Source organism: Nocardia sp. NPDC058176, from assembly GCF_042883805.1.
Lineage (GTDB): Bacteria > Actinomycetota > Actinomycetes > Mycobacteriales > Mycobacteriaceae > Nocardia.
The window spans coordinates 1,165,307-1,187,895 of record NZ_JBHVVA010000002.1; the positions used below are offsets into that span (position 1 = coordinate 1,165,307).

21 protein-coding genes are annotated in these 22,589 nt (G+C 67.6%); 8 read left to right on the top strand and 13 right to left on the bottom strand.

Going from position 1 to position 22,589, the window contains the following annotated elements; all coding sequences use genetic code 11:
• The first annotated feature begins 160 nt into the window (after window positions 1-160).
• Window positions 161-781: a TetR/AcrR family transcriptional regulator gene (locus tag ACFVVM_RS17940; protein WP_387619046.1), complete on the top strand. Its 621-nt coding sequence runs from the start codon at window positions 161-163 to the stop codon at window positions 779-781.
• Between the two features lie 309 nt (window positions 782-1,090).
• On the opposite strand, the gene ACFVVM_RS17945 is transcribed toward ACFVVM_RS17940, so the two are convergent.
• Together ACFVVM_RS17945 and ACFVVM_RS17950 are read right to left on the bottom strand one after the other, a co-directional pair.
• The gene (locus tag ACFVVM_RS17945; RefSeq protein WP_387619049.1) at window positions 1,091-2,821 is read right to left on the bottom strand and encodes a protein kinase; all 1,731 of its coding nucleotides are present in this window, start codon (window positions 2,819-2,821) and stop codon (window positions 1,091-1,093) included.
• Window positions 2,822-2,927: 106 nt separating this feature from the next.
• Complete coding sequence (locus ACFVVM_RS17950; RefSeq protein ID WP_387619051.1) at window positions 2,928-3,812, bottom strand: hypothetical protein; 885 nt, start codon at window positions 3,810-3,812, stop codon at window positions 2,928-2,930.
• 319 nt (window positions 3,813-4,131) lie between these two features.
• Between ACFVVM_RS17950 and ACFVVM_RS17955 the strand changes: the two genes are divergently transcribed.
• The 6 genes from ACFVVM_RS17955 (at window position 4,132) to ACFVVM_RS17980 (ending at window position 9,666) form a co-directional block, all read left to right on the top strand.
• A complete protein-coding gene (locus tag ACFVVM_RS17955) occupies window positions 4,132-5,487 on the top strand; it encodes a hypothetical protein (protein WP_387619054.1) in 1,356 nt (451 codons plus the stop codon).
• A 107-nt stretch (window positions 5,488-5,594) separates the two neighbouring features.
• Window positions 5,595-6,386, top strand: coding sequence for a TIGR03084 family metal-binding protein (locus tag ACFVVM_RS17960; protein ID WP_387619057.1), 792 nt, complete (start codon window positions 5,595-5,597; stop codon window positions 6,384-6,386).
• Window positions 6,387-6,715: 329 nt separating this feature from the next.
• Window positions 6,716-7,378, top strand: a complete 663-nt coding sequence (locus ACFVVM_RS17965) for a hypothetical protein (protein WP_387619060.1) — start codon at window positions 6,716-6,718, stop codon at window positions 7,376-7,378.
• Window positions 7,375-8,595: an L-2-hydroxyglutarate oxidase gene (lhgO, locus tag ACFVVM_RS17970; RefSeq protein WP_387619063.1), complete on the top strand. Its 1,221-nt coding sequence runs from the start codon at window positions 7,375-7,377 to the stop codon at window positions 8,593-8,595. The genes ACFVVM_RS17965 and lhgO overlap by 4 nt, the downstream gene beginning before the upstream one ends.
• Before the next feature lie 23 nt (window positions 8,596-8,618).
• The gene (locus ACFVVM_RS17975; protein WP_387619066.1) at window positions 8,619-9,092 is read left to right on the top strand and encodes an SRPBCC family protein; all 474 of its coding nucleotides are present in this window, start codon (window positions 8,619-8,621) and stop codon (window positions 9,090-9,092) included.
• Between the two features lie 10 nt (window positions 9,093-9,102).
• Window positions 9,103-9,666, top strand: a complete 564-nt coding sequence (locus tag ACFVVM_RS17980; RefSeq protein WP_387619069.1) for a ribonuclease H — start codon at window positions 9,103-9,105, stop codon at window positions 9,664-9,666.
• Between the two features lie 88 nt (window positions 9,667-9,754).
• On the opposite strand, the gene ACFVVM_RS17985 is transcribed toward ACFVVM_RS17980, so the two are convergent.
• The 9 genes from ACFVVM_RS17985 to ACFVVM_RS18025 form a co-directional block, all read right to left on the bottom strand.
• On the bottom strand, window positions 9,755-10,465 hold the full coding sequence (locus ACFVVM_RS17985; RefSeq protein ID WP_387619071.1) for a hypothetical protein: 711 nt from the start codon (window positions 10,463-10,465) through the stop codon (window positions 9,755-9,757).
• Between the two features lie 129 nt (window positions 10,466-10,594).
• Window positions 10,595-11,770: an MlaD family protein gene (locus ACFVVM_RS17990; RefSeq protein WP_387619073.1), complete on the bottom strand. Its 1,176-nt coding sequence runs from the start codon at window positions 11,768-11,770 to the stop codon at window positions 10,595-10,597.
• On the bottom strand, window positions 11,767-12,855 hold the full coding sequence (locus ACFVVM_RS17995) for an MCE family protein (RefSeq protein ID WP_387619075.1): 1,089 nt from the start codon (window positions 12,853-12,855) through the stop codon (window positions 11,767-11,769). The genes ACFVVM_RS17990 and ACFVVM_RS17995 overlap by 4 nt, the downstream gene beginning before the upstream one ends.
• Window positions 12,856-12,863: 8 nt before the next feature.
• Entirely contained in the window at window positions 12,864-13,976 is a 1,113-nt protein-coding gene (locus tag ACFVVM_RS18000) for an MCE family protein (protein ID WP_387619078.1), read from the bottom strand.
• Window positions 13,973-14,968, bottom strand: coding sequence for an MCE family protein (locus tag ACFVVM_RS18005; RefSeq protein ID WP_387619081.1), 996 nt, complete (start codon window positions 14,966-14,968; stop codon window positions 13,973-13,975). Before ACFVVM_RS18005 ends, ACFVVM_RS18000 begins: the two co-directional genes overlap by 4 nt.
• A complete protein-coding gene (locus tag ACFVVM_RS18010) occupies window positions 14,965-15,990 on the bottom strand; it encodes an MCE family protein (RefSeq protein ID WP_387619084.1) in 1,026 nt (341 codons plus the stop codon). Before ACFVVM_RS18010 ends, ACFVVM_RS18005 begins: the two co-directional genes overlap by 4 nt.
• The gene (locus tag ACFVVM_RS18015; protein WP_387619086.1) at window positions 15,987-17,498 is read right to left on the bottom strand and encodes an MlaD family protein; all 1,512 of its coding nucleotides are present in this window, start codon (window positions 17,496-17,498) and stop codon (window positions 15,987-15,989) included. Before ACFVVM_RS18015 ends, ACFVVM_RS18010 begins: the two co-directional genes overlap by 4 nt.
• A 7-nt stretch (window positions 17,499-17,505) precedes the next feature.
• Window positions 17,506-18,369, bottom strand: a complete 864-nt coding sequence (locus tag ACFVVM_RS18020; protein WP_387619088.1) for an MlaE family ABC transporter permease — start codon at window positions 18,367-18,369, stop codon at window positions 17,506-17,508.
• Between the two features lie 3 nt (window positions 18,370-18,372).
• Window positions 18,373-19,227: an MlaE family ABC transporter permease gene (locus ACFVVM_RS18025; protein WP_387619091.1), complete on the bottom strand. Its 855-nt coding sequence runs from the start codon at window positions 19,225-19,227 to the stop codon at window positions 18,373-18,375.
• Between the two features lie 518 nt (window positions 19,228-19,745).
• Between ACFVVM_RS18025 and ACFVVM_RS18030 the strand changes: the two genes are divergently transcribed.
• Window positions 19,746-20,420, top strand: coding sequence for a serine protease (locus ACFVVM_RS18030; protein WP_387619094.1), 675 nt, complete (start codon window positions 19,746-19,748; stop codon window positions 20,418-20,420).
• Window positions 20,421-20,462: 42 nt separating this feature from the next.
• On the opposite strand, the gene ACFVVM_RS18035 is transcribed toward ACFVVM_RS18030, so the two are convergent.
• Together ACFVVM_RS18035 and ACFVVM_RS18040 are read right to left on the bottom strand one after the other, a co-directional pair.
• Window positions 20,463-21,914 carry an MFS transporter gene (locus tag ACFVVM_RS18035; protein ID WP_387619097.1) on the bottom strand — a complete coding sequence of 484 codons (1,452 nt, stop codon included), beginning with the start codon at window positions 21,912-21,914 and terminating at the stop codon, window positions 20,463-20,465.
• A gap of 10 nt (window positions 21,915-21,924) precedes the next feature.
• Complete coding sequence (locus ACFVVM_RS18040; RefSeq protein ID WP_387619100.1) at window positions 21,925-22,539, bottom strand: hypothetical protein; 615 nt, start codon at window positions 22,537-22,539, stop codon at window positions 21,925-21,927.
• Window positions 22,540-22,589 lie beyond the last annotated feature (50 nt).

Consider the following 22,589-nt stretch of genomic DNA (forward strand, 5'->3'; position numbering starts at 1 on the left):
TAGCGGCGACGAGTGAAGCACTCGCCGCTAGTACGAGAGCAGACAAAACGGTCCGCGATCCTCGGGTGCGCAGCACTGGTCAGCCGTCCTTCTTTTCATGGGATGAATGAGGCACACCGGAAATGTCAGTGTGATCCCGGGTTTCAGATACTTTGGAGAGGTGACTACAGCGGACAGACGGTATGGGGGTCGTACAGTCGTCGCGCGTAAAGCCGAGCGGCGCCAGCGGTTCCTGGAAGCAGCTACGCGAATTTTCGCCGAACGTGGGTACGCGACGTGCTCGCTCGCCGAGGTGTGTGCGGCGGCGGGCCTGTCCAAGCGGCAGTTCTACGAGGAGTTCGAGACCCGCGAGGACGTGCTCACCGCGGCCTACGACCGGATCCAGGACGACGCCGCGGCCGCGGTCGGCGCCGCGCTGGTCGAGCTGGACTCGCCGACCGATCCCGAGACGGCACTGCGCACCGGTCTGGCCGCGTACCTGGAATCGCTGGGTTCGGATCCGTACCGCGCCAAGGTCGCCCTCATCGAGGTGGTCGGCGTGAGCGACCGCATGGAGGAGCGTCGCCGCGCGCGGCGGCACACCTGGTCGGCGTTGATCGCGACCGCGCTGGCCGGCATCGGCGTCCGGTTGCGCGGGGACGCGCAGCTGACCACCGCCTTGATCACGGGGGCGGTCAACGGTGTGGCGCACGAGTGGTTGCTGCGCGAGACGCGACCGCCGGTCGAGGAACTGGTCGATCTGCTGACCGGTGCCGCGCTGTCGCTGATCGATCTCGACTGAGTTCTGCGCAGCCGACGACAAGGTGGCAAATTCGCGCACGTGCCGCCTACTCAACCAACTCCCTCTCCGGACATTGTGAGACCGATCGGCTTCACAGTGTGGGGGGAGAGTTTGACATAGTAGTGACCCAGATCGCAATGGCCAGATTTCTGAGACCGGCATCACCAGCGGTGATAGGCGATTGCTTGGTTACTCGCGAGTTGGCTACGCCACGATAGCGCCCCGGACCAGCACTGGACCAGCGACCAAGAAGTCGATCTTGATCTAGCGAGTCAGCTATCTCGCAGCTACTCCGATGCGGTGTGGCGGTCATGACTTGTGCAGGACACCGGTGATGGTGCCGAGCAGACCCGGCGTGGTGAAGCGGAGGGTGCCGTCGGGCTCGAGGGTCACCGTGGACGTGGCGCCGTCGTCCATACAGGTCCCGTCCGTCGTGGTGAGCCGGGCGCTGAAGGTGAGCTGTTCCTCGCTCGCCTCGGTCAGCGTCTCGGTGCGCTCGCAGCGCTCCCCACCGATCGTGCCGGTGTTCGCCGACCAGGCCACCTCCTCGCCGACCTCGCCTGGGCCGATGCTGAGCTCGATGTCGAAGCGGACCGGCCCATCGGCCGCCTGGCCCGTCCAGTCGCCCTGGAAGGCCTCGGGGACGCTGCCCGATGGCGTCTGCTCGCCCGTCTCCACCACCGTCGCGGTCGCCGCGCCGTCACCGTCCGGTCGGTCACGCAGTTGGGCGCCGATCAGAAAGGTGCCCGCCGCCGCAGCCACGAACACCGCCACGATGGCGACCGTCAGCAGGACGCGCGTTCGGCGGGTACGGTCGCGGCGCGGACCGGGGGCTGGACCGCCGGTGGGCTGCCATGGTCCCTGACCGGCCTGTGTCACGTCTGCGATCGGGTGCTGACCTGTGACACCCGGCCAACTCGGCGCCGGGCCGTCCGGGTGCGTGCCGGGGGACCAGCCCGGCGACGACGCATCGCGGCGCCACCCGGGCTCGGGATGTCGGCTCGGGGTCGCAGTCTCCGGTGGTGTGCGCGGGGCCGGGCCGGTGATCGGGGGCAGGCCCTGGGCCCAGGGGCCGGTCGGGGCGACAACGGCCGAGCCACCGGTGATCGGGCGATTCGGGTCCGCGGTGACGGTGGTGTCGAGGTCGGAGGGACCGGAATCGAGGTCGAGGAGGCGGATCGCGCGCACGCCGACTTCCTCCAGGACCGCGGGTGGCAGCCAGCCGGAACGTTCGGGCTTGCCGATGGCGGCGAGCTCGGTGCGCAGCTGTTGGGGAGTGGGGCGGGCGGCGGGGTCCTTGGCGAGGCAGGCGGCGATGAGGGGGCGCAGAGACGGGGGGAGGGATTCGACGCGGGGTTCCTCGTAGACGATCCGCCACAGCATCTGGACGAGCTCGGCGGTGCCGAACGGGCCGTGCCCCGAGGCGGCGAAAGTGAGCACCCCGCCGAGGGCGAACACATCGCACGGGGGACCGAGCGGTTCGCCGCTCACCTGCTCCGGGCACATGAAACCCGGTGAGCCGACCACCCTTCCGGTGGTGGTGAGGGCGACGTCCTCCGCGGCGCGGGCGATGCCGAAGTCAATCACCTTGGGACCGTCGATCGCCAGCATCACGTTCGACGGCTTCAGATCGCGGTGCACGATGCCCGTCGCGTGCACCGCGACCAGCGCTTCAGCCAACCCGTGCGCCAGCGCGAGCAGCGTCGGTTCGGCGAAGGGGCCGAACCGGGTGACCGCGTCCGAAAGCGACAGTCCCGCCACATATCCGGTCGCCAGCCACGGGGGATCGGCATCGACGTCGGCATCGAGAACGGGCGCGGTGAACGCGCTGCCGACACGCTGCGCGGCCGCCACCTCCCGACGGAATCTGACGCGGAACTCCGGGTCGCCGATCAGATCGGGCCGGATGACCTTCACCGCGACGGTGCGCCCACCCGAGTTGCGGCCCAGATACACCTTGCCCATGCCACCGGAGCCGAGCACACCGAGCAGCCGGTAGTCGCCGATCCGACGGGGATCGTTCGTACCGAGCTGTTCCACCGCCGAACCCTCCGGATAAAAGCAATGCCTCCCGGCCACTGTAACCGCAGGAGCCCGCCCTCACCGGCCACGATCGGCGGCTCGTGACCGGGTGCGCGGGCCCGCGCTACAGGTCCGCGAGGGCGATGCCGGTCAGCGGGCTGTGGAGGCGGACCAGTTCGGTGTCGGTGCCGGTGCCGAGGTCGACCAGCCGGATGGATCCGCCCAGTTCGCTGACATAGAAGTGCCGGTCGTAGCCGGTGACGCCGATCGCCTCCCGGTAGCCGCGCGAGATGATCTGCGGGGCACCGATTTCCGGTTGAACGGTGGCCTCGTAGAGGGTATTGCCCTCGGGTGGGGCGCCGCGGTCGGTCCAGATCAGGTGCGGCCCGTGGAGTTCGAGGTCGATCGGTTCGGGGAGGTCCTGCCAGAGCAGTTCGATGTCGGGACGGTTGTCGGGGGTCGCGCCGGGCGGCAGGTCGATGGGGGCACGGAAGATGCGGCCGTCACCGCCCTTGGCGGCGCCCTTCTGGGTCCAGTAGACGAGGCGGCGGTCCGGATCGAGGCAGATGCCGACACACCAGTTACGGGTGATCCGCGGGTCCGCACCGGTGACCACCAGCGGCCGCAGGTCACCGCCGTCGAGATCGCAGGTGAGCACGGCCATGCCCTCGCGGTCGCACCAGTACAGCCTGCCCGCCTCGAAATCGGCGGCGAGCTGCTTGCCGGTGGTGAACGCGCCCACCGGCACGATGGTGACGCGGTTGCGACCGTCGAGATCGACCCGCTCGATCGACCCGTTGCGGGTGAAGAACTCCGGTTCGGTCCCCAGCTGCGCACCGGGATCGGGTCTGCCCATGTTGGTCCAGTAGATGTGGCCGCGCAGCTGGTCCACGACGATGCCATCGGGCATCTGGTCGAGGCCGTCGACCAGCGTGCGCACCGCGGTGCCGTCGAGCGAGATGGCGTGCATGGCGGCGGCTTTCAGATCGAGTGCGAGCAACTCGGTCATGGCCGTGCCCTACTTCGGCTTCGGGTAGTCGTCGTAGAAGCCCTCGCCGGTCTTCACGCCGAGCTTGCCCGCTCCGATGACGGTGACCGGGCGCTGGAGATGGTTCTGCGGAACACTGCTCACGACGACTCCCTCTGCACAGGTGACGGGGAAGAACTCGATGACCGCAGCCTAGCGCCGATGGGTGGGCCGCCCGGCTGTCACGGCGCTCACGTTCTGGCCCTTCTGCCCCTCGACACCCGTCACGACCGGTAAGAATGTGGTTGCCTATATCCTCACGTTTCATGTATCTCGCGCGTCAGCACTAGGGGGCTCCTCGATGACCACACTGGCCTCCGGACTCTTCATCAACTGGGAAGAGCTGACGGGGCAGTCGAAGTTCGTGGTCGATCTGGTGAGTTTTCCGATCTTCAGTGCGCTGGCGGGCTGGCTCACCAACTGGACCGGCGTGCTGATGCTGTTCTGGCCGCTGCTGTTCAAGGGCTTCCGGGTCCCGATGCTGCACGTGCTGTACCCGTATCTGCCGCGCCGGGTCCAGGTGCTGCCGACCTTCTCCGGGGACGGGCGCAGGCTCGGCTTCCAGGGCTTCATCCCCGCGCGCTCGGAGAAGATGGCCAGCATCTGCGTCGACAAGGCGCTGATGCGGATCGGCAGCCCCCGCGACTTCATCCACGAGCTCGACCTCGACGGTATCGGCGACTACCTGGCCGAACGGTCGCGCGAGCAGGTGCAGCCGATCGTCGACGAGATCATGTACCGGGAGAATCCGGACCTGTGGCGCTCGCTGCCCCGGCAGGTGAAGCAGGCCGTCTACCAGCGCGTCGACCGGCAGCTGCCCGCGCTGTGCCGGCGCGCGTTCGAGAGCCTCGGCGACAACATCGACCAGATCCTCGACGTGAAGAACTTCGTGATCCGGTACCTGGACCGCAACCCGTCCATCCTCAAGGACCTGACCACCACGATCGCGGCGCCGGAACTGAAGTTCATGGCGCGGATCGGCCTGCTCGGCGCGCCGTTCGGCCTGATCCTGGCGCTGTATCTGCACGTGCACTCGCAGATTCCCTACTGGGGGGCGATTCCGGCGTGGGTGATCGTGCTGTTCGCCTCGGCGATGATCGGTGTGACGGTGAATGTCATCGCGATCAAGATGGTGTTCGAGCCGGGCGATCCGCAGCCGCGCTACAAGTACCTGTGGCGCCAGGCCCTGCTGGCCAAGCGCCAGCCCCAGGCCGCGACCGATCTCGCGCACATCCTGGCCTACCAGGTGCTGACCGTGGAGAACCTGTCCAACGAGCTGCTGGAAGGCCCCAACGGCGACAAGACCAGGCAGCTGATCGAACGGGTGGTCTCCGAGGAGATCCACAAGCAGCTCGGGCCGACGGCGTTCATGGTGCGCGCGGCGATGGGCAAGAAGCAGTTCGAGAACCTGGCCATCTCGGGCGCCGGGGCCGGGTTGAGTCTGGCGCCGGGCATGGTCGAGGACGAGCAGTTCGTGCTGGAGCAGGCCAAGAAGATCGACGAGTTCGCGGCCCGCAAGCTGCGCACACTCACCCCCGGCGAGTTCATGGAGATGTTCTACGCCTCGGTGGAGCAGGACGCCTGGCTGCTGTATCTGCACGGCGCGGTGCTCGGCATCGGCGTCGGCGCACTGCATCTGCTGACCTTCGGCTGGTAGGTGCTGTGCCATCGGCGGCTGGCGCCGCGGGTTCTCGGCCTGTTCCCTCGAGAACCAAACAAGCAGGCGTGCTTGCATTTTTCCTGAGCCGCTGCGATGGTTGACGCATGGCCGACCTCGCTGCCCTGCTCGACGATTTCGCCGCCGAATGCGCGGATCTGGAAACCCTGGTCGCGCCGCTGACCCCGGCCCAGTGGCAGACACCCACCCCGGCCCCGCGCTGGGACATCGCCACCCAGATCGCCCACCTGACCTGGACCGACGAAGTGTCGCTGCTGTCGGTCACCGACGGCGCGAAGTTCGCCGAACTGCTGGCCGAGGCCGTGCCGAAGATGCTCACCTTCGTCGACGAAGGCGCCGAGGAGATCGCGCGCATCGCCCCCGCCGACCTGCTCGAGCGCTGGCAAGCGGGCCGCGAGAACCTGATCGCCGCGCTCGGCGCCGTGCCGCCCGGCACCAAACTGCCGTGGTTCGGCCCGCCCATGAGCGCCGCGTCGATGGTGTCGGCCCGCATCATGGAGACCTGGGCACACGGTCAGGACGTCGCCGACGCACTCGGCGTCACCCGGGCCCCCACCGCCCGCCTGCGCACCGTCGCCCACATCAGCGTCCGCGCGCGCAACTACGCGTACCTGGTCAACGGCGAATCCGGCCCCGCCGAGGAATTCCGGGTGGAACTCACGGCCCCCGACGGCACCCTGTGGACCTGGGGCCCCGAGGACGCCCCCCAGCGCATCACCGGCCCCGCCATCGACTTCTGCCAGGTGGCCACCCAGCGCCGCCACCGTGCCGACACCGCGCTGACCACCGAAGGCCCCGACGCCGACCACTGGCTCACCATCGCCCAGGCCTTCGCGGGTCCACCGGGAGCGGGTCGCGAGGCGGGCCAGTTCGCATGAGTTTCCAGAAACAGGCGAGCGCCCTTCGTTGAGCGCCATTCGTGCCGACTGCCCCGGACAACGTTGGCCGGGGGTTGACCTCCGTGGCAGTCGTGAATGACGCTCGCCTGCCTTTCGGGAGTACCCACTGCCGGGTGTGAGAAACAGCCACCCGGTGAAACGCCGCGATGACGAGCGTTGATACGTCGGCGTTTCAGATGTGTCCCTGATCTCATGGGCCGAGTCGCCGTGCGGTGCCACTTACCCAGTACCGTGGGTATCAACGCGTGGCTTTCAACGATGCGGGCCCGTTTCCCTGGGACACCCACAGGCACCGGAAGGACCGCATCGTGACCGCATATCGACGTGCACAGATCGCGCGCCTGTCCGTGACAGTCGTAGCCGGGGCCGCCAGTCTGTGCCTCACCTTCGCCGCGGGCGCCTACATCGTCAACCACGCGGTCCTCGTCGAGGACACCCCCGAACTCGCGGCGCCCGCCGAGGATCGCGCCACCCCGTTCAGCGTGCCGCGCCCCGACCGGCTGCCCGAGCCCGAGCGGTCCAAGCCGCTGTTCACCGCCGAAACCGTCGAGCTGGTGGCCGCCGAGCGGTCGGTTCCCGCGGCGACAAGGACCGCGGTGACCGCGCAGCAGGGCGGCATCGGCGTGACGCCGGACGACTCGACGCTGGGCGGGCGGGTGCGGATCGGCAGCACCTACGTCGGCGCCCAGGTGGCTCCGGCGCGCACCGATACGCTGGCCTTCACCGTCGACACGAATCTGGTGACGCTGGCCGCGCGCTACCTCGGCAGCACCGCCGATCCGGCGGGCATCACCGCGCTGCACACCGAATTCGACACTCGCCGTGGCGAAGTGGTGTTCGTCCTGTCGGACCCCGGGCTCGGCAGCCATACGCTGCGGGTCGAGCGGGTCCAGCAGCCCGCGACCGTCGATCCGGCCGAACCCACGGCGACCGAGCCGACCGAGCCGGAGCAGACTACCGTCAGCGTGTGAGTTCTCCCGATCCAGCGCGCGCCGCGTATGACTTCTGCGTGCTCGGCGGCGGCATCGTCGGAGTGGCGACCGCGCACCGGCTGCTGCGCCGGTTCCCCGGCGCGAGCCTGGTGCTGGTGGAGAAGGAAGCCACCCTCGGCGCCCACCAGACCGGGCACAACAGCGGCGTCATCCACTCCGGAATCTATTACCCGCCCGACAGTTTGAAGGCGCGACTGTGCCGGGCCGGCGCGCAGTGGACCAAGGAGTTCGCCGCGGCCAACGACATTCCGTTCCAGGTGTGCGGAAAACTGCTGGTGGCAACGGATTCCGCGGAACACGCGCGGATGCTCGCGCTCTACGAGCGCTCGATCGCCAACGGGGTCGAGGTCGAGGCGATCGATGCCGCCGAGCTGGTCCGGCGCGAACCGCGAATCACCGGTGTCGGAGCATTGTTCGTGCCCGCCACCGGCATCATCGACTACGCCAGGGTCACCGCGGCGCTGGCCGCGCAGGTCGAGGCGATGGGTGGTCGGGTGCTGCTCGACACCGCGATCGAGGCAATCAGCGAAACCGGTTCCGCCGTCACGATTTCCGGACCGAACGGGTCGATCACCGCGGACACGCTGGTCGTCTGCGCGGGGCTGCAGGCCGATCGGATGGCACGAATGGCGGGGATTCGCACCGACTTCCGGATCGTCCCGTTCCGCGGCGAGTACTACCGGCTGCCCGCCGAGCGGGCCGACCTGGTGCGCACGCTGATCTATCCGGTGCCCGATCCGGCGCTGCCGTTCCTCGGCGTGCACCTGAGCCCGACCATCGATGGCGAGCTGACGGTGGGCCCCAATGCCGTACTCGGCCTGTCGAGGGAGGGCTACCGCAAGGGCAGCGTGAACCGGCGCGACGCACTCGACGTGCTGAGCTTCCCCGGCCTGCACCGGGTGGCCCGCGACCACCTCCGGACCGGAGCGCGCGAGCTGCGCAATTCGGTGTTCAAGCGCGGCTATCTCGCCGAATGCCGCAGGTACTGCCCGGAACTCACGACCGCCGACCTGCTGCCGCACCGCGCGGGGATCCGGGCGCAGGCGGTGCTGCGCGACGGCACACTGGTGCACGATTTCCTCATCGAACGCACGCCGCGCTCGATCCACGTGCTCAACGCGCCGTCCCCGGCGGCCACCTCGGCGATGCCGATCGCCGAGCATCTGGTCGATCAGCTGGAATCGCGCAATAAATAGGATAGTTATAGTACTTTTATCTGATGGGCCACATCAGGTATGCGTGCGACGTGGGCGCACCCGTCGAGGTCGCGTTCGCCTACGCCCAGGACCGCCGCCACGTGCCCGGCTGGATGTACGGCGTCACCGCACTCGAACCCGCGGGGGAGCCCGATCGCGGACTCGGTGCCGCCTACACGGCAAAGATTCTGTTGCTCGGGATCATTCGCACCAAGGTCACCTGTGAAATCACCGAATTCCGGCAGAACGCCGTCATCGGGTATACCCTGCGTGGGCGGGTATACGGAACCGTGACCCTGCGGTTCGATCCACTCGGCTACGAACGGTCGGTGCTGACGTCCGAAGCCGACTATCCACCACCACGCGGTGTGCTCGGCCGCCTGTGCCACGGCCTCGTCGACGCGGCCGCGAAATCGGCACTGCGCCGAACGGAGTCGCGGTTGCGAAGGGAGATAGAGGCATTCCACGGTACCGATCTTGTCGGCCGCATCGCCTAGGGTGGCGGTCATGATCATCGTGAGCACCGACGGCTCCTGCCTGCGCAATCCCGGCGGCGCCATCGGCTGGGCCTGGGTGAATCATCAGGGTCCGTCGGCCAGTGGGGGAGCGGCCGCCGGCACCAACCAGATCGCCGAACTACGCGCGGTGCTGGAAGCCATCCTCGCCCACCCGGGTGCCGAACCGATGCTCATCGAAAGCGATTCGCTCTACGCCATCAAGTGCGCCTCGGAGTGGATCACCAGCTGGCGGCGCAACGGCTGGCGCACCTCCACCGGCGGCGCGGTGAAGAACGTCGACATCATCAAGCAGATCGACCGGGCCATCACCACCCGCGAAGGACCGGTGCGTTTCCGCTGGGTCCGCGGGCACGTGGGCAACTACTTCAACGAACAGGCCGACAAGCTGGCCGGGGTCGCCGCCCGCGAAGTCGCCGCGCTCGGCCGCGACCACCCGGCACCCGCCGTTCAGACGAGCACCGAACACGCGACGCCAGTCGCGCGAGCCACCCAGCCGCGGGCCACGGGGAAGCCGGTCGCACCAGCGGCGCCAGGAACACTCACCCTGTTCTGACGGCGCGGCGCGACCGGAGTGGGACCGCACGCAGCAGGACCCGGCAGCTCAGTGCTGCCGGGTCCTGCTGTCGGTATCGCGCGGCCGATCAGTTGCCCGGCGTCGGCGCGGGCTCCTCGGTCGGCACCGGCGCGGGGCCGGGGGCCGCGGCGCCGGGGTTGCCCTTCAGCAGCGGCGAGTCCATCTTGCTGACCAGCCACTTGCCGTCGTCGTTGCGCTCCAGGGTCATCTCGAGCGCGAAGTTCATCCGATCCTCACCGGGCTGGGTGAAGTTCGACCGGTACTGGGTCATGGTGACCAGCGCCTTGACGTCCTCCGTCGACCCGGACAGGTAGCCGCACTGCACGTCCTCACCGCGGGACTTCACCTGGGCCTGCACCATGGCGCCCTTGAGCGCCTCGCTGGCATCGGAGAACTCCTTGAGGTAGTCGCCGGTGGCGCCCGCCTTCATCGCCTCGATGTAGCCGTCGAGGTCGCTGGAGTAGTCGTAGTTCGCCAGGACATCGCCGTAGTCGCAGGCGGCCTGCGTCGACTCGGCGATGGCATCGAGCTTCTCGGCCTTGTTGCTGTTCTGCAGGAAGAACACCACACCCGCGGTGATCGCGCCGACGGCGACCACACCCGCGACACCAGCCGCGATCCAGCCCGTCGGCGCGCTCGATCCGCCACTCGCGGCCGCAGCCGCGGGCTCGGCCGTGGTGGCCGCCTTGACGGTGGGCGCATCGGTTTCCGGAGTTGCCGCCGTCCCCTCGAGCGTGGGCTCGGACTTGTCCAGATCGGGCTTGTCGTCGCTGGTCATCGAATCAATCCTGCTCTTTCCCGGCACACATACCGCACCGATCTCCTTCGTGTGCCCCGTGAGCCGGGCCACACGCTCTCCTCGCGAGTATGCCCGGTCCGGCCGCGAGCAGCCGGACCGGGCATCGACTCACCTGGGGATGGGGGTTCGTTCGTTCGGGTCGACCCCCGGCGGCATCTGCGCGCCGTTGTTGGGGACATTCGGTCGAGGAGCGTTCGCCGAACCACGGATCTGCTGGTCGGCGGGCGGGTTCGTGCAGTAGTTCCAGCGCGGGATCGACCCGTCCTGGACTTCCTCGTTCCGCCGGTACTCGGTGTTGTAGTAGCAGGTGGGACGCGGCCAGACATCGAGGATGGTGTGGAACTCGCCATCGTGCGCCGGCGCGCCGACCGCCTCCAGACCCAGCGCCAGCGACGGGAACAGCAACCGCATCGCGGGCTGGCGCAGCTGCGCGGCCTTGGTGATGGCGACGAAGTTGGCCGCCAGACCGGTGATCGGATCGGCCGTCTTGTCCAGGACCGCACCGAGCGACTCGAACTGCGCCGGGGCGTTGTCGAGCACGCCCTGCAGCTCGGCGTTGGCGTTGTTGAACTGGGCCAGCAGCGCACCCGAGTTGTTGGTCAGCGTCTGCAGATCCGGCTGGGCGTTCGAGGTGGTCTCGGCGATCACCCGCAGGTTCGCGATCAGGTTCACCGTCTGCGGCAGCAGATTGTCCAGACCGGCGACCACCAGGCTCACGCCGTTGATCAGGCCGCGCAGCTGGTCGGGGCCACCGCCGAGCGCGATGTCGAGCTCGTCGAGGATGACGTCGAACTCCTGCGGGTTGACCTGGGCGATCAGCGCGCTGGTGTCGTCGAGCACCGCCCACACCGGCACCGGCGTCTTGATCTGTTCGGGATCGAACTTGATCACCGCGCCGTCGGCCAGGAACGGACCGACATCGCTGTTGGGCCGGAAGTCGATGTACTGCTCACCGGCCGCCGACAGCGCGGCCACCTGGATCATCGAGTCGGCCGGGATCTTGTAGCTCTCGTCGATCTGGGCCCGCGCCGCGATCGACTGCCCCTGGTCGATGAGCTCGATCGAGGTGACCTTGCCGATCCGGTGCCCGCGCAGGGTCACGTCGTTGCCCGGCTGCAGACCACCGGACCGGTCGAGATTGACCGTCACGGCGTACTCGGACCGCAGCGGATTCACCCGCATCACGTTGACCAGCAGGTAGGTCGCGCCGACCAGCAGCACGAGCACCAGCGCGGTGTTCGCCAGCAGGATCTTGCTACCGAAGAACTTCTTCACCTTGCTCATCGGTGGCCTTCCACTCGGCCCTGAACGATCTGCAGCACCTGGATGAAGCTGCCGACGAAGTCGTTCACGTCCTTCAGATCAGGGAACTTGCTGTTCGCCGGATCGGTCAGCAATCCGACATCGAGGTTGGTCAGCGTCGCGTACGGCGCCAGACCCTTGCCGCGGAAGGTGGCGTCGACGCCGGGACGGATCGCGTGCAGCTGGTCGAGCACGTACTCGAAGTTGCCGCCGGTCGCGGCCAGCGCGTTCATCAGGCTGTCCAGATTCACCAGCAGGTCGTTGAGCTGGTCGCCGGTGGTGTTGGAGTAGTCGCCGAGGGCGGCACTGGCGGTGGACAGCTTGGTGAGCAGATCGCCGATGGCCCGGTTGTTCTCGGCGATGGCGCCGATCGCCTGCGGCAGCGTGTCGGCCACCTCGCCGAGCTGGCCCTTGTTCACCTCGATGGTGTTGGCGAGGGTGTTGAACTCGGTGAGCACCGTGTCCACCCGGGCGCTGTTGTTGTTCAGTTCGCCGATCACGCCGGTCATCTCGGTGATCAGGTGGCCGAGTTCGACCTCGTTGCCGTTGAGGATCGACCCGAGCTCGGTGCCGAGGCGGCTCAGGCTGGCGACACCGCCGCCGTTGAACAGCATCGAGACCGAGACCAGCAGCTCCTCGACGGTCGCGCCGGCCGAGGTGGACTCGAGCGGCAGGGTGTCGCCGCTGCTCAGCATCCCGGCGCCGGTGTTCTCCTTGGGCTCCGACAGCGCGACGAAGACGTCACCGAGGGGGGTGGCCTGGCGCAGTTCGGCCGTGCTGCCCTCGGGCAGCTGGATGTCGGTGCTGATCTCCATGTCGACCAGGGCCTGGAAGTTCTTGGTCTTGATCGCCGTCACCACGCCGACATCGGAACCACCGATCTTGACCTTGGCCTGATCGGGCAGGTTCAGCGCGTTGTCGAACACCGCGTGCAGGGTGTAGGTGTCCCCGCCCGCGCCCGGCGTCGGCAGCGGCAGGTCCTCGACGGTGAAGCCGCAACCGGAGCTGATCGCCACCGTCGCCGCCGCGGCCGCCGCGACCATCGCGCGGCGGGCATTGATCGTCATACGTAGGGTCATTTCGTCAGTCCAAGCAGTGCGGCGGTGAGCCCGTAGTCGGGGCCGAAATCCTGCATGTTTCCGGAGCGGCAACCATCGGCCTTCATCTGGATCCGCTCGCAGAAGACGCTGACGATCTCGCCCGAGAGCGAGGTGCCGATCAGCCCGTGCAGGCGGATGAAGCCCTTCTCGCGGTTGATGGTGTTGTCGATGTTCTGCATCAGCAGCGGCACGATGTCGACGACCTCGGTCAGCGCGCCGGAGTTGTCGCGCAGCTGATTGGTGACGTTGGTCAGGCCGGTCAGCGAGGCGGACAGCTCGTCGGCGTGCACCCCGAAGGTCGTCGAGGTGTTGGCCAGGAACTGATTGAGCTGATCGAGGGTGGCCTGCAGACCCGGCGCCTGCTCGGCGAGCAGACCCGACATCGCGGTCACCCGGTTGCTGAAATCGCGCACCGACTGGTCGTTGTCGGCCAGCATCGTCGTCAGCTCGTTGAGCTTGATGATGATGTTGGAGATCGCGTCCTTGTTGTCGACGCCGACCTTGAGCGCGCCCGAGAGCGCGTCGAGGGTCTCGCGGATCTTCTGGCCGTTGCCGTCGAGCACCGGGTACAGCACCCGGCCCGAGAGCGGGCCGAGCCCCTCCTGGCCCTCTTCGGGCTTGAGCGCCGCGGCGAACTGGTCGATGGTCTTGATCATCGTGTCCAGCTCGACCGGCGTGCGGGTGCGCGCCTTGGGCAGATGATCGCCCGACTTCAGCGCCTCGCCACCGGTGTAAGGCGGGCTGATGTCGATGTGGCGATCGGTGACGATCGAGGGCGAGATGATCGCCGCGATCGCCTCCTTGGGGATCTTCACCCCCGCGTCGACGGTCATGTGAACCTCGACGAAGGTGCCCTTGGGCACGATCTTGTCGACCTTGCCCACCGGCAGGCCGAGGACCATGATCTCGTTGCCCTCGTACATGCCCGCGATGTTCTCGAAATCCGCGGTGATCTTGGTCGAGCGGCCGAGCGCGTCGTCGAACTGACTGGGCAGCAGCGAGCAGCTGCCCAGTGCCAGCGCGGTGGCGCCGATCATCACCGTGCGCGCGAGGAACTTCGCGCTGCGGAGCCTGTTGGTCAGTTTCATCCTTCGCACCCCTGGATCACCTGAACGAAGCACAGCCAGTTGTCGGGGAAAATCCACGGCAGACCGACATCGCCGTAGTTGCCGTTGCCGACCGCGTTGTTGAAGTAGCGCGCGGTGGGCTGGCCGATCTGCAGCAGCCGGTCGAGGTTCTCCTTGTTCTTCTGCAGGCCCTCGGCCATGGTGTTGAGCTGGCCGATGGTGCCACCGAACTGGTTGTTGTTCTGCGCGCCGATCTCCTCGAGCTGACGGGTCAGCGTGGCGATGTTGTCGAGCAGCTGGCGCAGCAGGTTCTGCCGCTCCATCACCCGGTTGGCGATGGCCTCGCCCTGGGTGATCACCAGCAGGATCGAGTTGCGGTTGTCGGCCAGCAGCTGGGTGACCCGGTTCAGGTCCTTGAGCAGGCTGTCGACCTCGCCCTTGCGCTGATCGACGACCTTGGCCACCGCGCCGACGCTGTCGAGCGCCTGGGCAACCAGTTCCGGCGAATCGCCGAGCTGGGAGTTGATCGTGTTGAGCGACTGCGCCAGCTTCTGGGTGTCGAGCGCCTCGAACTTCGGCGTACCGACCTGCACGACATCGGCGATGTTGTAGGGCACGTCGGTGTTGCTGCGCGGAATCGTCTTGTCCTCGAGCCCCGATCCGTCGCCGGGCTTCAGGTCGACGTAGCGCGCGCCGAGCAGGGTCGCCATCTTGATCGCGGCGTGCGCGTCGGGACCGAACTTCAGCGAGCTGTCCACGTCGAGGGTGATCACCACGTGATCGCCCTCGATCTTGGCGCCGGTGACGGTGCCGACCTGGACGCCGGACACGGCGACCTTGTCCCCGGTCCTGATCCCGGCGGCCTGCACGAACTCCGCCTCGATGGTCTGCTTGCCGATCCCGATGAACTGGTAGATCGTCGAGCCGACCAGCAGCAGCACGATGCACAGCGACCCGATGACGCCGAGCCAGAAATTGCGGTTGCCGAGGAACCTCGACTTCAAGGTGCTCATCGGCACACCGCCGAGTGCGAGGTGCCACCGATCTGGCTGAACAGACCGCGGGGGAACAGCACCCCGTAGAGCGAGACGTCCAAGCCGCACAGGTAGGCGTTGGCGTGGGTGCCCTCCGAGGTCATCCGGCCGAGGGAGGCCAGCAGCGACGGCAGGTCGACGGCGGCCTGATCGAGCTTGGCGCCGTTGGCCAGCAACAGGTTCAGCGCCGCGGTGGAGGAGTTCTGGGCGGCGAACAGCTGGGGCTGGATCTTGCCGACCATCCCGACCAGCGAGGTCGTCGCATCCGCCAACACCACTGTCGACTGCTGCAGCGACTGCCCCTGGTCGTAGAGACCACCGATCAACGCCCGGGTCTGGGTAACCAGGGTCTCCAATTCATCCCCTCGCTTGGCCAACCCGGCCATCACACCGGACAGGTTGGTGATCACGTCGGACAGGATCGCGTCCCGACGCTGGAAATCGGTCGCCAGCTGCGCGGCCTGGACGATGAACGCCGACAGCGAGACCCCGTCACCCTGCAGTGCCAGGATCAGGGTCTCCGACATCGCGTTGACCTCGGCGGGCTCGAGTGCCTGGAACAGCGGCTGGAAACCGTTGAGCAGGGCCGAGATGTCGAAGGAGGGTTCGGTGCGCTCGATCGGAATCGTCGCGCCGCTCTTCAGCTCGGTCGGGCTGGTCTCCTGGCCCGGCGCCAGTGCGACGTAGCGCTGGCCGATCAGGTTCTGGTAGCGGACAAGGGCTTTGGTGTCGTCGAAGACCGTCTGGTCGCTCTGCACGATGAACGACACCTTGGCGTCGTTCTTGCCGTCGAGCTCGATCTTCTCGACCTTGCCGACGCGCACGCCCGCCATGCGGACATCGTCGCCGGGCCGTAGGCCGAGGACATCGGTGAAGATCGCGGTGTACTTGCGGGTGTCACCGTCGACCGTGCGGGCCAGTGTGTTCCACACGACCACGGTGACCAGCAGTGAGACGAGCGCGAAGATACTGAACCCGATCAGTGGCTTGCGGATACTCATGCGCCACCCCCGTTTTCGGACACTTGCAGGGTTCCGCCCTTCATGATCGGACCGAGCAGCAGATATTCGGACGTCGTCGGCTTGCGGCCGAGGAATCCGGGAATCGCGGCGTCACCGTGGTAGGAGATCGGTGTGCCGGACGGCGCCGGTGCCGGTTCGGCCGGAGCCTCCTGATCCGGTGCCGCGGCGGGCGCCGGAGCAGGCGCGCCGCCGAGCAGACCGGGCAGGCCCGGAATCTCGAACGACGGGACGAGACCCTCGAGCGGCGTACCGGCGAACGGGACGACCTCGGTGCCGTTGGCGGTCTGCATCGGCAGCACCGGCGTGGTGAGGCCGGGGATGTCCGGCATACCGGGGATCGAGATCATCGGCGGCAGACCGGCGGCCGAATCGAGCCTGCGCGGCTTCAGGTTCTCCGGCAGCGGCGGCAGCGAGGCCTCGGCCGGTGCGGTGAAGCAGCTCGGGCCGACCAGATCGCCGTAGCGCGGGCAGTCCGCGACGGTGTAGGGCTTGTACGGGGTGAACGTCAGACCCGCGTTCCACACCATCTGCTTGCCGTTCGGGCCGCCGTGGAAGGTGGTGTTCAGCTTCGCCAGCGACGGACCGAAGACCTCGAAGACCTTGGTGATCGACGCCGGATCGGCGGCCAGCGAACCCAGCGTGGCGTTCATGCCGACGGTGACTTCCTTACCCACATCGGGGTTGGTCGCGAACAGGTCGTTCACCTGGTCGGTGGTGGTGCTGGCACCGGCGAGCAGCGCGATCAGCTGATCACGCTTGGTCGCGATGGTGTTGGCGGTCTGCACCGAGGAGCCGAGCACGTTCATCAGTTCCGGCGCCGACTGGTTGAGCGCGCGCGCCGAGGCCGAGAAGTTGTCCAGCATGCCGCCCAGGTTCGGGCCCGCGTCGGCGACGGTGGTCAGCCAGTGATCGAGGCGCACGATGGTGGAGCCGGGCACCCGGCCGCTGCCGTCGAGCGCCTGGGTGAGCGTGCCGAGCACCCGGCCCAGCTGGACCGGGTCGATCTCGTTGAGGATGTCGCGGACCGTGGTGAGGGTGTCCTGCAGCGCGATCGTGCCCTCGCTGCGGTCCTCCGGAATCTGCGAACCCTCCTCCAGGTACTGGTCGTACGGGCCGTTGAAGACCAGTTCGACCGAGGTCACCGCGAACAGGTTGCTGGGGACGACGCGGGCGGTGACATTGCTGGGAACGCCCTTGGCGAACTCCGGCTTCAGCTCGATGTTCACCCGCTGTCCCGCGCCCTTGTCGACGATGTCGACGTCCTTGACGACGCCGACGAGCACGCCGCGGAACTTCACGTCGGCATTGGACGGCAGGCCGTCACCGGTGGTCGACAGGTTGGCGGCCACGTTGACCTTCGGCACGAAATAGCCCTGGTACCTGGCCATCAGGAAGCCGAGGATCACCGCGAACACCACCAGGCCGCACGCGCCGGCGATGTAGAGCTGTTTCATCGTGGGGCCACGCCCACTCGGATCGATGATCATCGTGCCCCTACCCCGAGATCCTGATGCCGGGGTCGACGCCCCAGATCGCCAAAGTCATGAACAGGTCGGCGAACACGACCAGGATGATGCACATCTTGATCGCCCGACCGGCCGCGACGCCGACGCCTTCGGGACCACCGGAGGCGAAGAAGCCGTAGTAGCACTGGATGAAGGTGGTGATCATGACGAACACGATCGCCTTGAGCAGTGAGTACAGCACATCGGTCGGTACCAGGAATTGGTAGAAGTAGTGCGAGTACGTGCCCGCCGCGGTCCCGCCGATCAACTGCACGGTGACCGAGCAGGACAGGTAGGCCATCGCCAGGCCGAGGCAGTACAGCGGCACGATCGCCATGACCGCGGCCACCATGCGGGTGCTGACCAGGTAGGGCAGCGGGCGGATGGCGACCGATTCGAGCGCGTCGATCTCCTCGGAGATGCGCATCGCGCCGAGTTGGGCGGTGAATCGACAGCCCGCCTGGGCCGCGAAGGCCAGTGCCGCCAGCAGCGGACCGAGTTCGCGGGTGGTGGCGAAGGCCGAGATGGCGCCGGTGATCGGGCTCAGCCCGAGCAGGTTCAGCGAGGTGTAGCCCTGGATGGCCACCGTCATGCCGCCGAAGGCGCTGATGATCAGGATGACGCCGATGGTGCCGCCACCGACGACGATGTTGCCGTTACCCCAGGTGACGTCGGAGAGCAGCCGCCAGACTTCCTTCGGGTACTGCTTGAACGCCAGTGGAATCGAGCCGACCGAACGCAGGAAGAAGAAGACCTGGTGGCCGAGGCGGGCGAGCAGGTCGACGGGCGCCCGGCCGGCCGCCTTGAGCTGGCGCAGTGGCCGCAGCAGCGGAGGTACATAGGTTGATGACAAGGCTCAGACCACCTGTGGGGGGAAGACGGCGGCGTAGATCTGCGTGATCGCCACGTTGACGCCGAGCAGCATGACCATGGAACTGACGACCGCCGAGTTCACCGCGTTGGCGACACCACCCGGGCCACCGCGCGCGTTGAGCCCGCAGTCGCAGGCGATGATGCCGGCGATCAGGCCGAAGATCACCGACTTGAGCAGCGCCACCGCGAGATCGAGGGTGACCGCGAAGGAGGCGAAGGTGCTCATGTAGGAGCCGGGGGTGCCCGCCTGGGCGAAGATGTTGAACATGTAGCCGGTGATGAAGCCGACGAAGACGACGAAGCCGCAGAGCAGGAAGCTGACGATCATCGCCGCGCCGAGCCGGGGGGCGACCAGCCTGCGCAGCGGGTCGACGCCCATCACCTTCATCGCGTCGATCTCTTCACGGATGGTGCGTGAGCCGAGGTCGGCGCACACCGCCGAACCGACCGCACCGGCGATCATGATCGAGGTGACCAGCGGGGCGCCCTGCTGGATGATGCCAAGGCCGTTGGCCGCGCCGATGAACGAGGTCGCGCCGACTTGTCCGGCGACCGCGCCGACCTGGATGGACACGATGACCGCGATCGGGATCGCGACGAGCAGGGTGGGCGCGGCGGCGACATTGGCCATGAACGCGCACTGGCGGACGAACTCGTCGAAGGGAAAGCGCCTGCGGAAGATCGCGACGATCAACTCCGTGATCGCCTCGAAACCCATCGTGATCTGTCGACCGAAGGTCTCGAGCGACTTCTTCGGATGGTCGTCCCAAAGGCCCTTGCTCCAGTCGACAGCCTCGCTGACTCGTGAACGTGTGGGCGGACTCTTGGTCGACTGCACTGCTTTTACCCCTCTCGACGCCGGCCCTCATTGCCCCGGCGACTTGTTTGCTTGACGCACCTTACTACGGAGTAGTGCAGAACACACCACCGACATGTGAGCGCGGTCATAGATAGAGGTCACTGTCCACAACCCGTTATGAGACGTGCCATGTCGGACCCTACCGGCCCCATTTGTGTGGTTCCGGAGATTGCTCGGGATGTCGTTTTCCGGCATGGATTCCCAGTACCGGCGGTCGCGCCAAACAAATATTGCGGAAAACTGTCATTCATAACGAAGCGCTCGGCGGAATGCGCGGACACATCACACGCAGAACTCGAAATTGGTCGCTCGATCACAATTCCAATAGACATCGGCTATCACCCGGTGGTTCGGCGACCGCTCTGGTAAGCAGCAAACACACACTGTTCGCGGAAAGTGTGCCGACCAGGGCGGGGACGTGGCGCGCCCGGGACGGAATACAGGCACGATAGGCAAACCGAATTGATATCGTGCGGGCTTCCGACGTCTGGAGGGACATGTTCAGCAAACTCGCCAAGGTAGCCAGCGCTGCCTTCGCCGTCGCCCTCGGTGCAGTACTGCTCGGCACCGGTGCTGGCGCTTCGCAGGCACAACCCGGCCCACCGGTGCTCGGCGGCGGGTCCGGCATCGTCATCGACGACATGTTCGAGTGCACGCTCACGACGGTCGGGCACGACGGCGGCGGCAGACTGGTCGGCCTCACCGCGGGCCACTGCGGCGACGCGGGCTCCCGGGTCGCCGCCGAAGTGGACCGTGGCTACGGCGAGATCGGCCGATTCGTCTACAGCAACGCCGAACTCGACTACGCGGTCATCGAGTTCACGCCCGGCCGGATCGTCCCGGTCAACCGGATCGGCAATGTCACCATCACCGGCCTCGGCGGACCGGCGCAGTTCCCGACGATCGTGTGCAAGGAAGGCAGAACGACCGGTAACACCTGCGGGGTGAGCTGGGGCGATGTCTTCCAGACCCAGATGGAGACCTGGTCGCAGATGTGTGTGGTCGAAGGCGATTCCGGCGCGCCGGTCGTGGTCGGCTCGACGCTGGTCGGCATGGTGAACGCCTATCTCGCGGTGGCCTGTTTCGGTCCCGAGGTCGGCACGAACATGGACTCGATCATCAACGACATCAACGCCCGCGGCGGCACGGGCGCCGGTTATCGCCCGATCTGAGCAGCAGGAACAGAGCGGGTCGCGACAGGTTCGCGGCCCGCTCTATTTCTGTTCGACGGGTGCCAGCGCTGGACCGTCGGCCCCGGCGCAGTGCGGCAAGCAGTCCACCCGATCGGGTGCGGCGGCCTGGCGCGGCACGCGCAGCAACACCGCGGCGATGCCCGCGCCGAGCAGAAGCAGCAGCGCGCACCAGCGCATGGCGGTGTCGAAGCCCGCGGCGAAGGCCACCGGGTCGGCGAAGGCGCCGGAGAGCCCGGCCAGTCCCGGCAGCGCCGCGACGGCGAGTAGCTGGGCGGTGCGCGCGACGGCGTTGTTCACCCCGGAGGCGATGCCCGCCTCGGACACCGGGACGGCCGCCAGGACCGCGCCGGTCAGAGGCGCGACCAGCGCCGACAGGCCGAGCCCGAAGATCAGCACGCCCGGCAGGACATCGGTCAGATAGTTCGCGTCGGGACCGATCCGTTGCAGCGCGAAGACGCCGCCCGCGGCCAGCAGCGGACCGACGGTCAGCGGAATCCGTGGACCGTGCCGCTGCGCCCAGCGTCCCGCGGGCGCCGAGAGCACCAGCATCAGCACGGTCACCGGCAGGCTCGCCGCGCCCGATGCCATCGGCGAATACCCCGAGACCAGCTGCAATTGCAGGACCAGCAGGAAGAAGACGCCACCGAGCGCGGCGTAGACGAGCAGCGTCACCAGGTTCGCGACGGTGAACACCCGCGAGCCGAACAGCGCGGGCGGCACCAGCGGATTCGGGCTGCGCAGCTCGACCATGACGAAGCCCCCGAGCGCGAGCGCGCCGAACACCACCAGCAGGGGATGGGCGTCGATCAGGCCCAGTGTGAGCGCGCCGAGGGCGAGCGCCACGATCACCGCACCCGGGATATCGATGCGCCCGGACGCGTCCGGATCACGGCTCTCCGGCACCGACCGGATCGCGACCACGGCCACGACCAGCGCCAACGGCACATTGAGCAGGAAGATGGCGCGCCAGCCGACGAGATCGATCAGCCCGCCGCCGAGCAGCGGGCCGAACGCGCCCGCCACCCCGCCGAGCCCCGACCACAGGCCGATCGCGCTGCCCTGATCGCCCCGATCGATCGAGGCCGAGATCAGCGCCAGGCTGCCCGGCGTGAGCAGCGCACCGGCCACACCCTGCAGCAACCGCGCGGCGACCAGCATCTCGATGTTCACCGCCAGCGCGCACAGCAGCGAGGTGATCGCGAATCCCGCGATCCCCCAGACGAACACGCGCCGACGGCCGAGCCGGTCCCCGAGCGAACCGCCGAGCAGGATGAACGAGGCGAGGGTGAGGGTGTAGCCGTTGACGGTCCACTGCAGTCCGGCGACATCGGTGTTCAGTGACTCGCCGATGCGTGGCAGCGCGACCGAGACGACGGTGGCGTCCAGCGACGCCATCGAGGAGCCGAGGATGGTGGAGAGCAGGATCCACCGGCCGGTGGCCGATTTCAGCGGAACCGTCTTGGTCGCCGGCACCCGTCCGAAACTACAGGCTCTCCACGCAGACCACGATGCGACGCTCGGCGTACTTGAAGCCGGAATCGGCGTCGTCGGGGCAGGAATCGACGCTGTCGGAGTCGTTCAGGATCGTGATCACCTTGACCGGCTCGGAGCCGGACTCGGTGCAGTCGATGCGCGAGGGTTCCTCACCGCCGACGTCCATGCAGCCGCCGACCACCCAGTCGATGTCGAGGCACAGGGCGCCGGTCTCGATCCCGTTGAGGGTCTCGGCGTAGAAGTTGTCGCGGTCGCTGATGCAGGCGCTGCTGGTCTTGGCCTTGCCGATGACCTTGTAGTTCGACGATCGGCTGCCGCAGGACGCCTTCTCGATGGTGGCGTCGTCGACGGTGCCGCCGAGCGCGACGCAGTCGCCGACACTGGCCTGGAAGTCGGTGTCGCCGCCGCGGCTCGAGGTCGGCGCGGGTTTGCTGGTGGTCGTCTTGCCCGACGTGGTGGGCGCGGCACTGCTGGTGGCCGGGACGACATCGATCGCCGGTTGGGCGTTGCCGTCGATGGTGCCACCGCATCCGGCCGCGACGAACGCGGCCACCGTGATGGCGACGGCGCCGACGAACCGGCCGAGGGACAGATCTGCAAACACCTACTGTGAATACACCACCGGAGCCACCTGCGTCGACTCCGTCCCGGTGT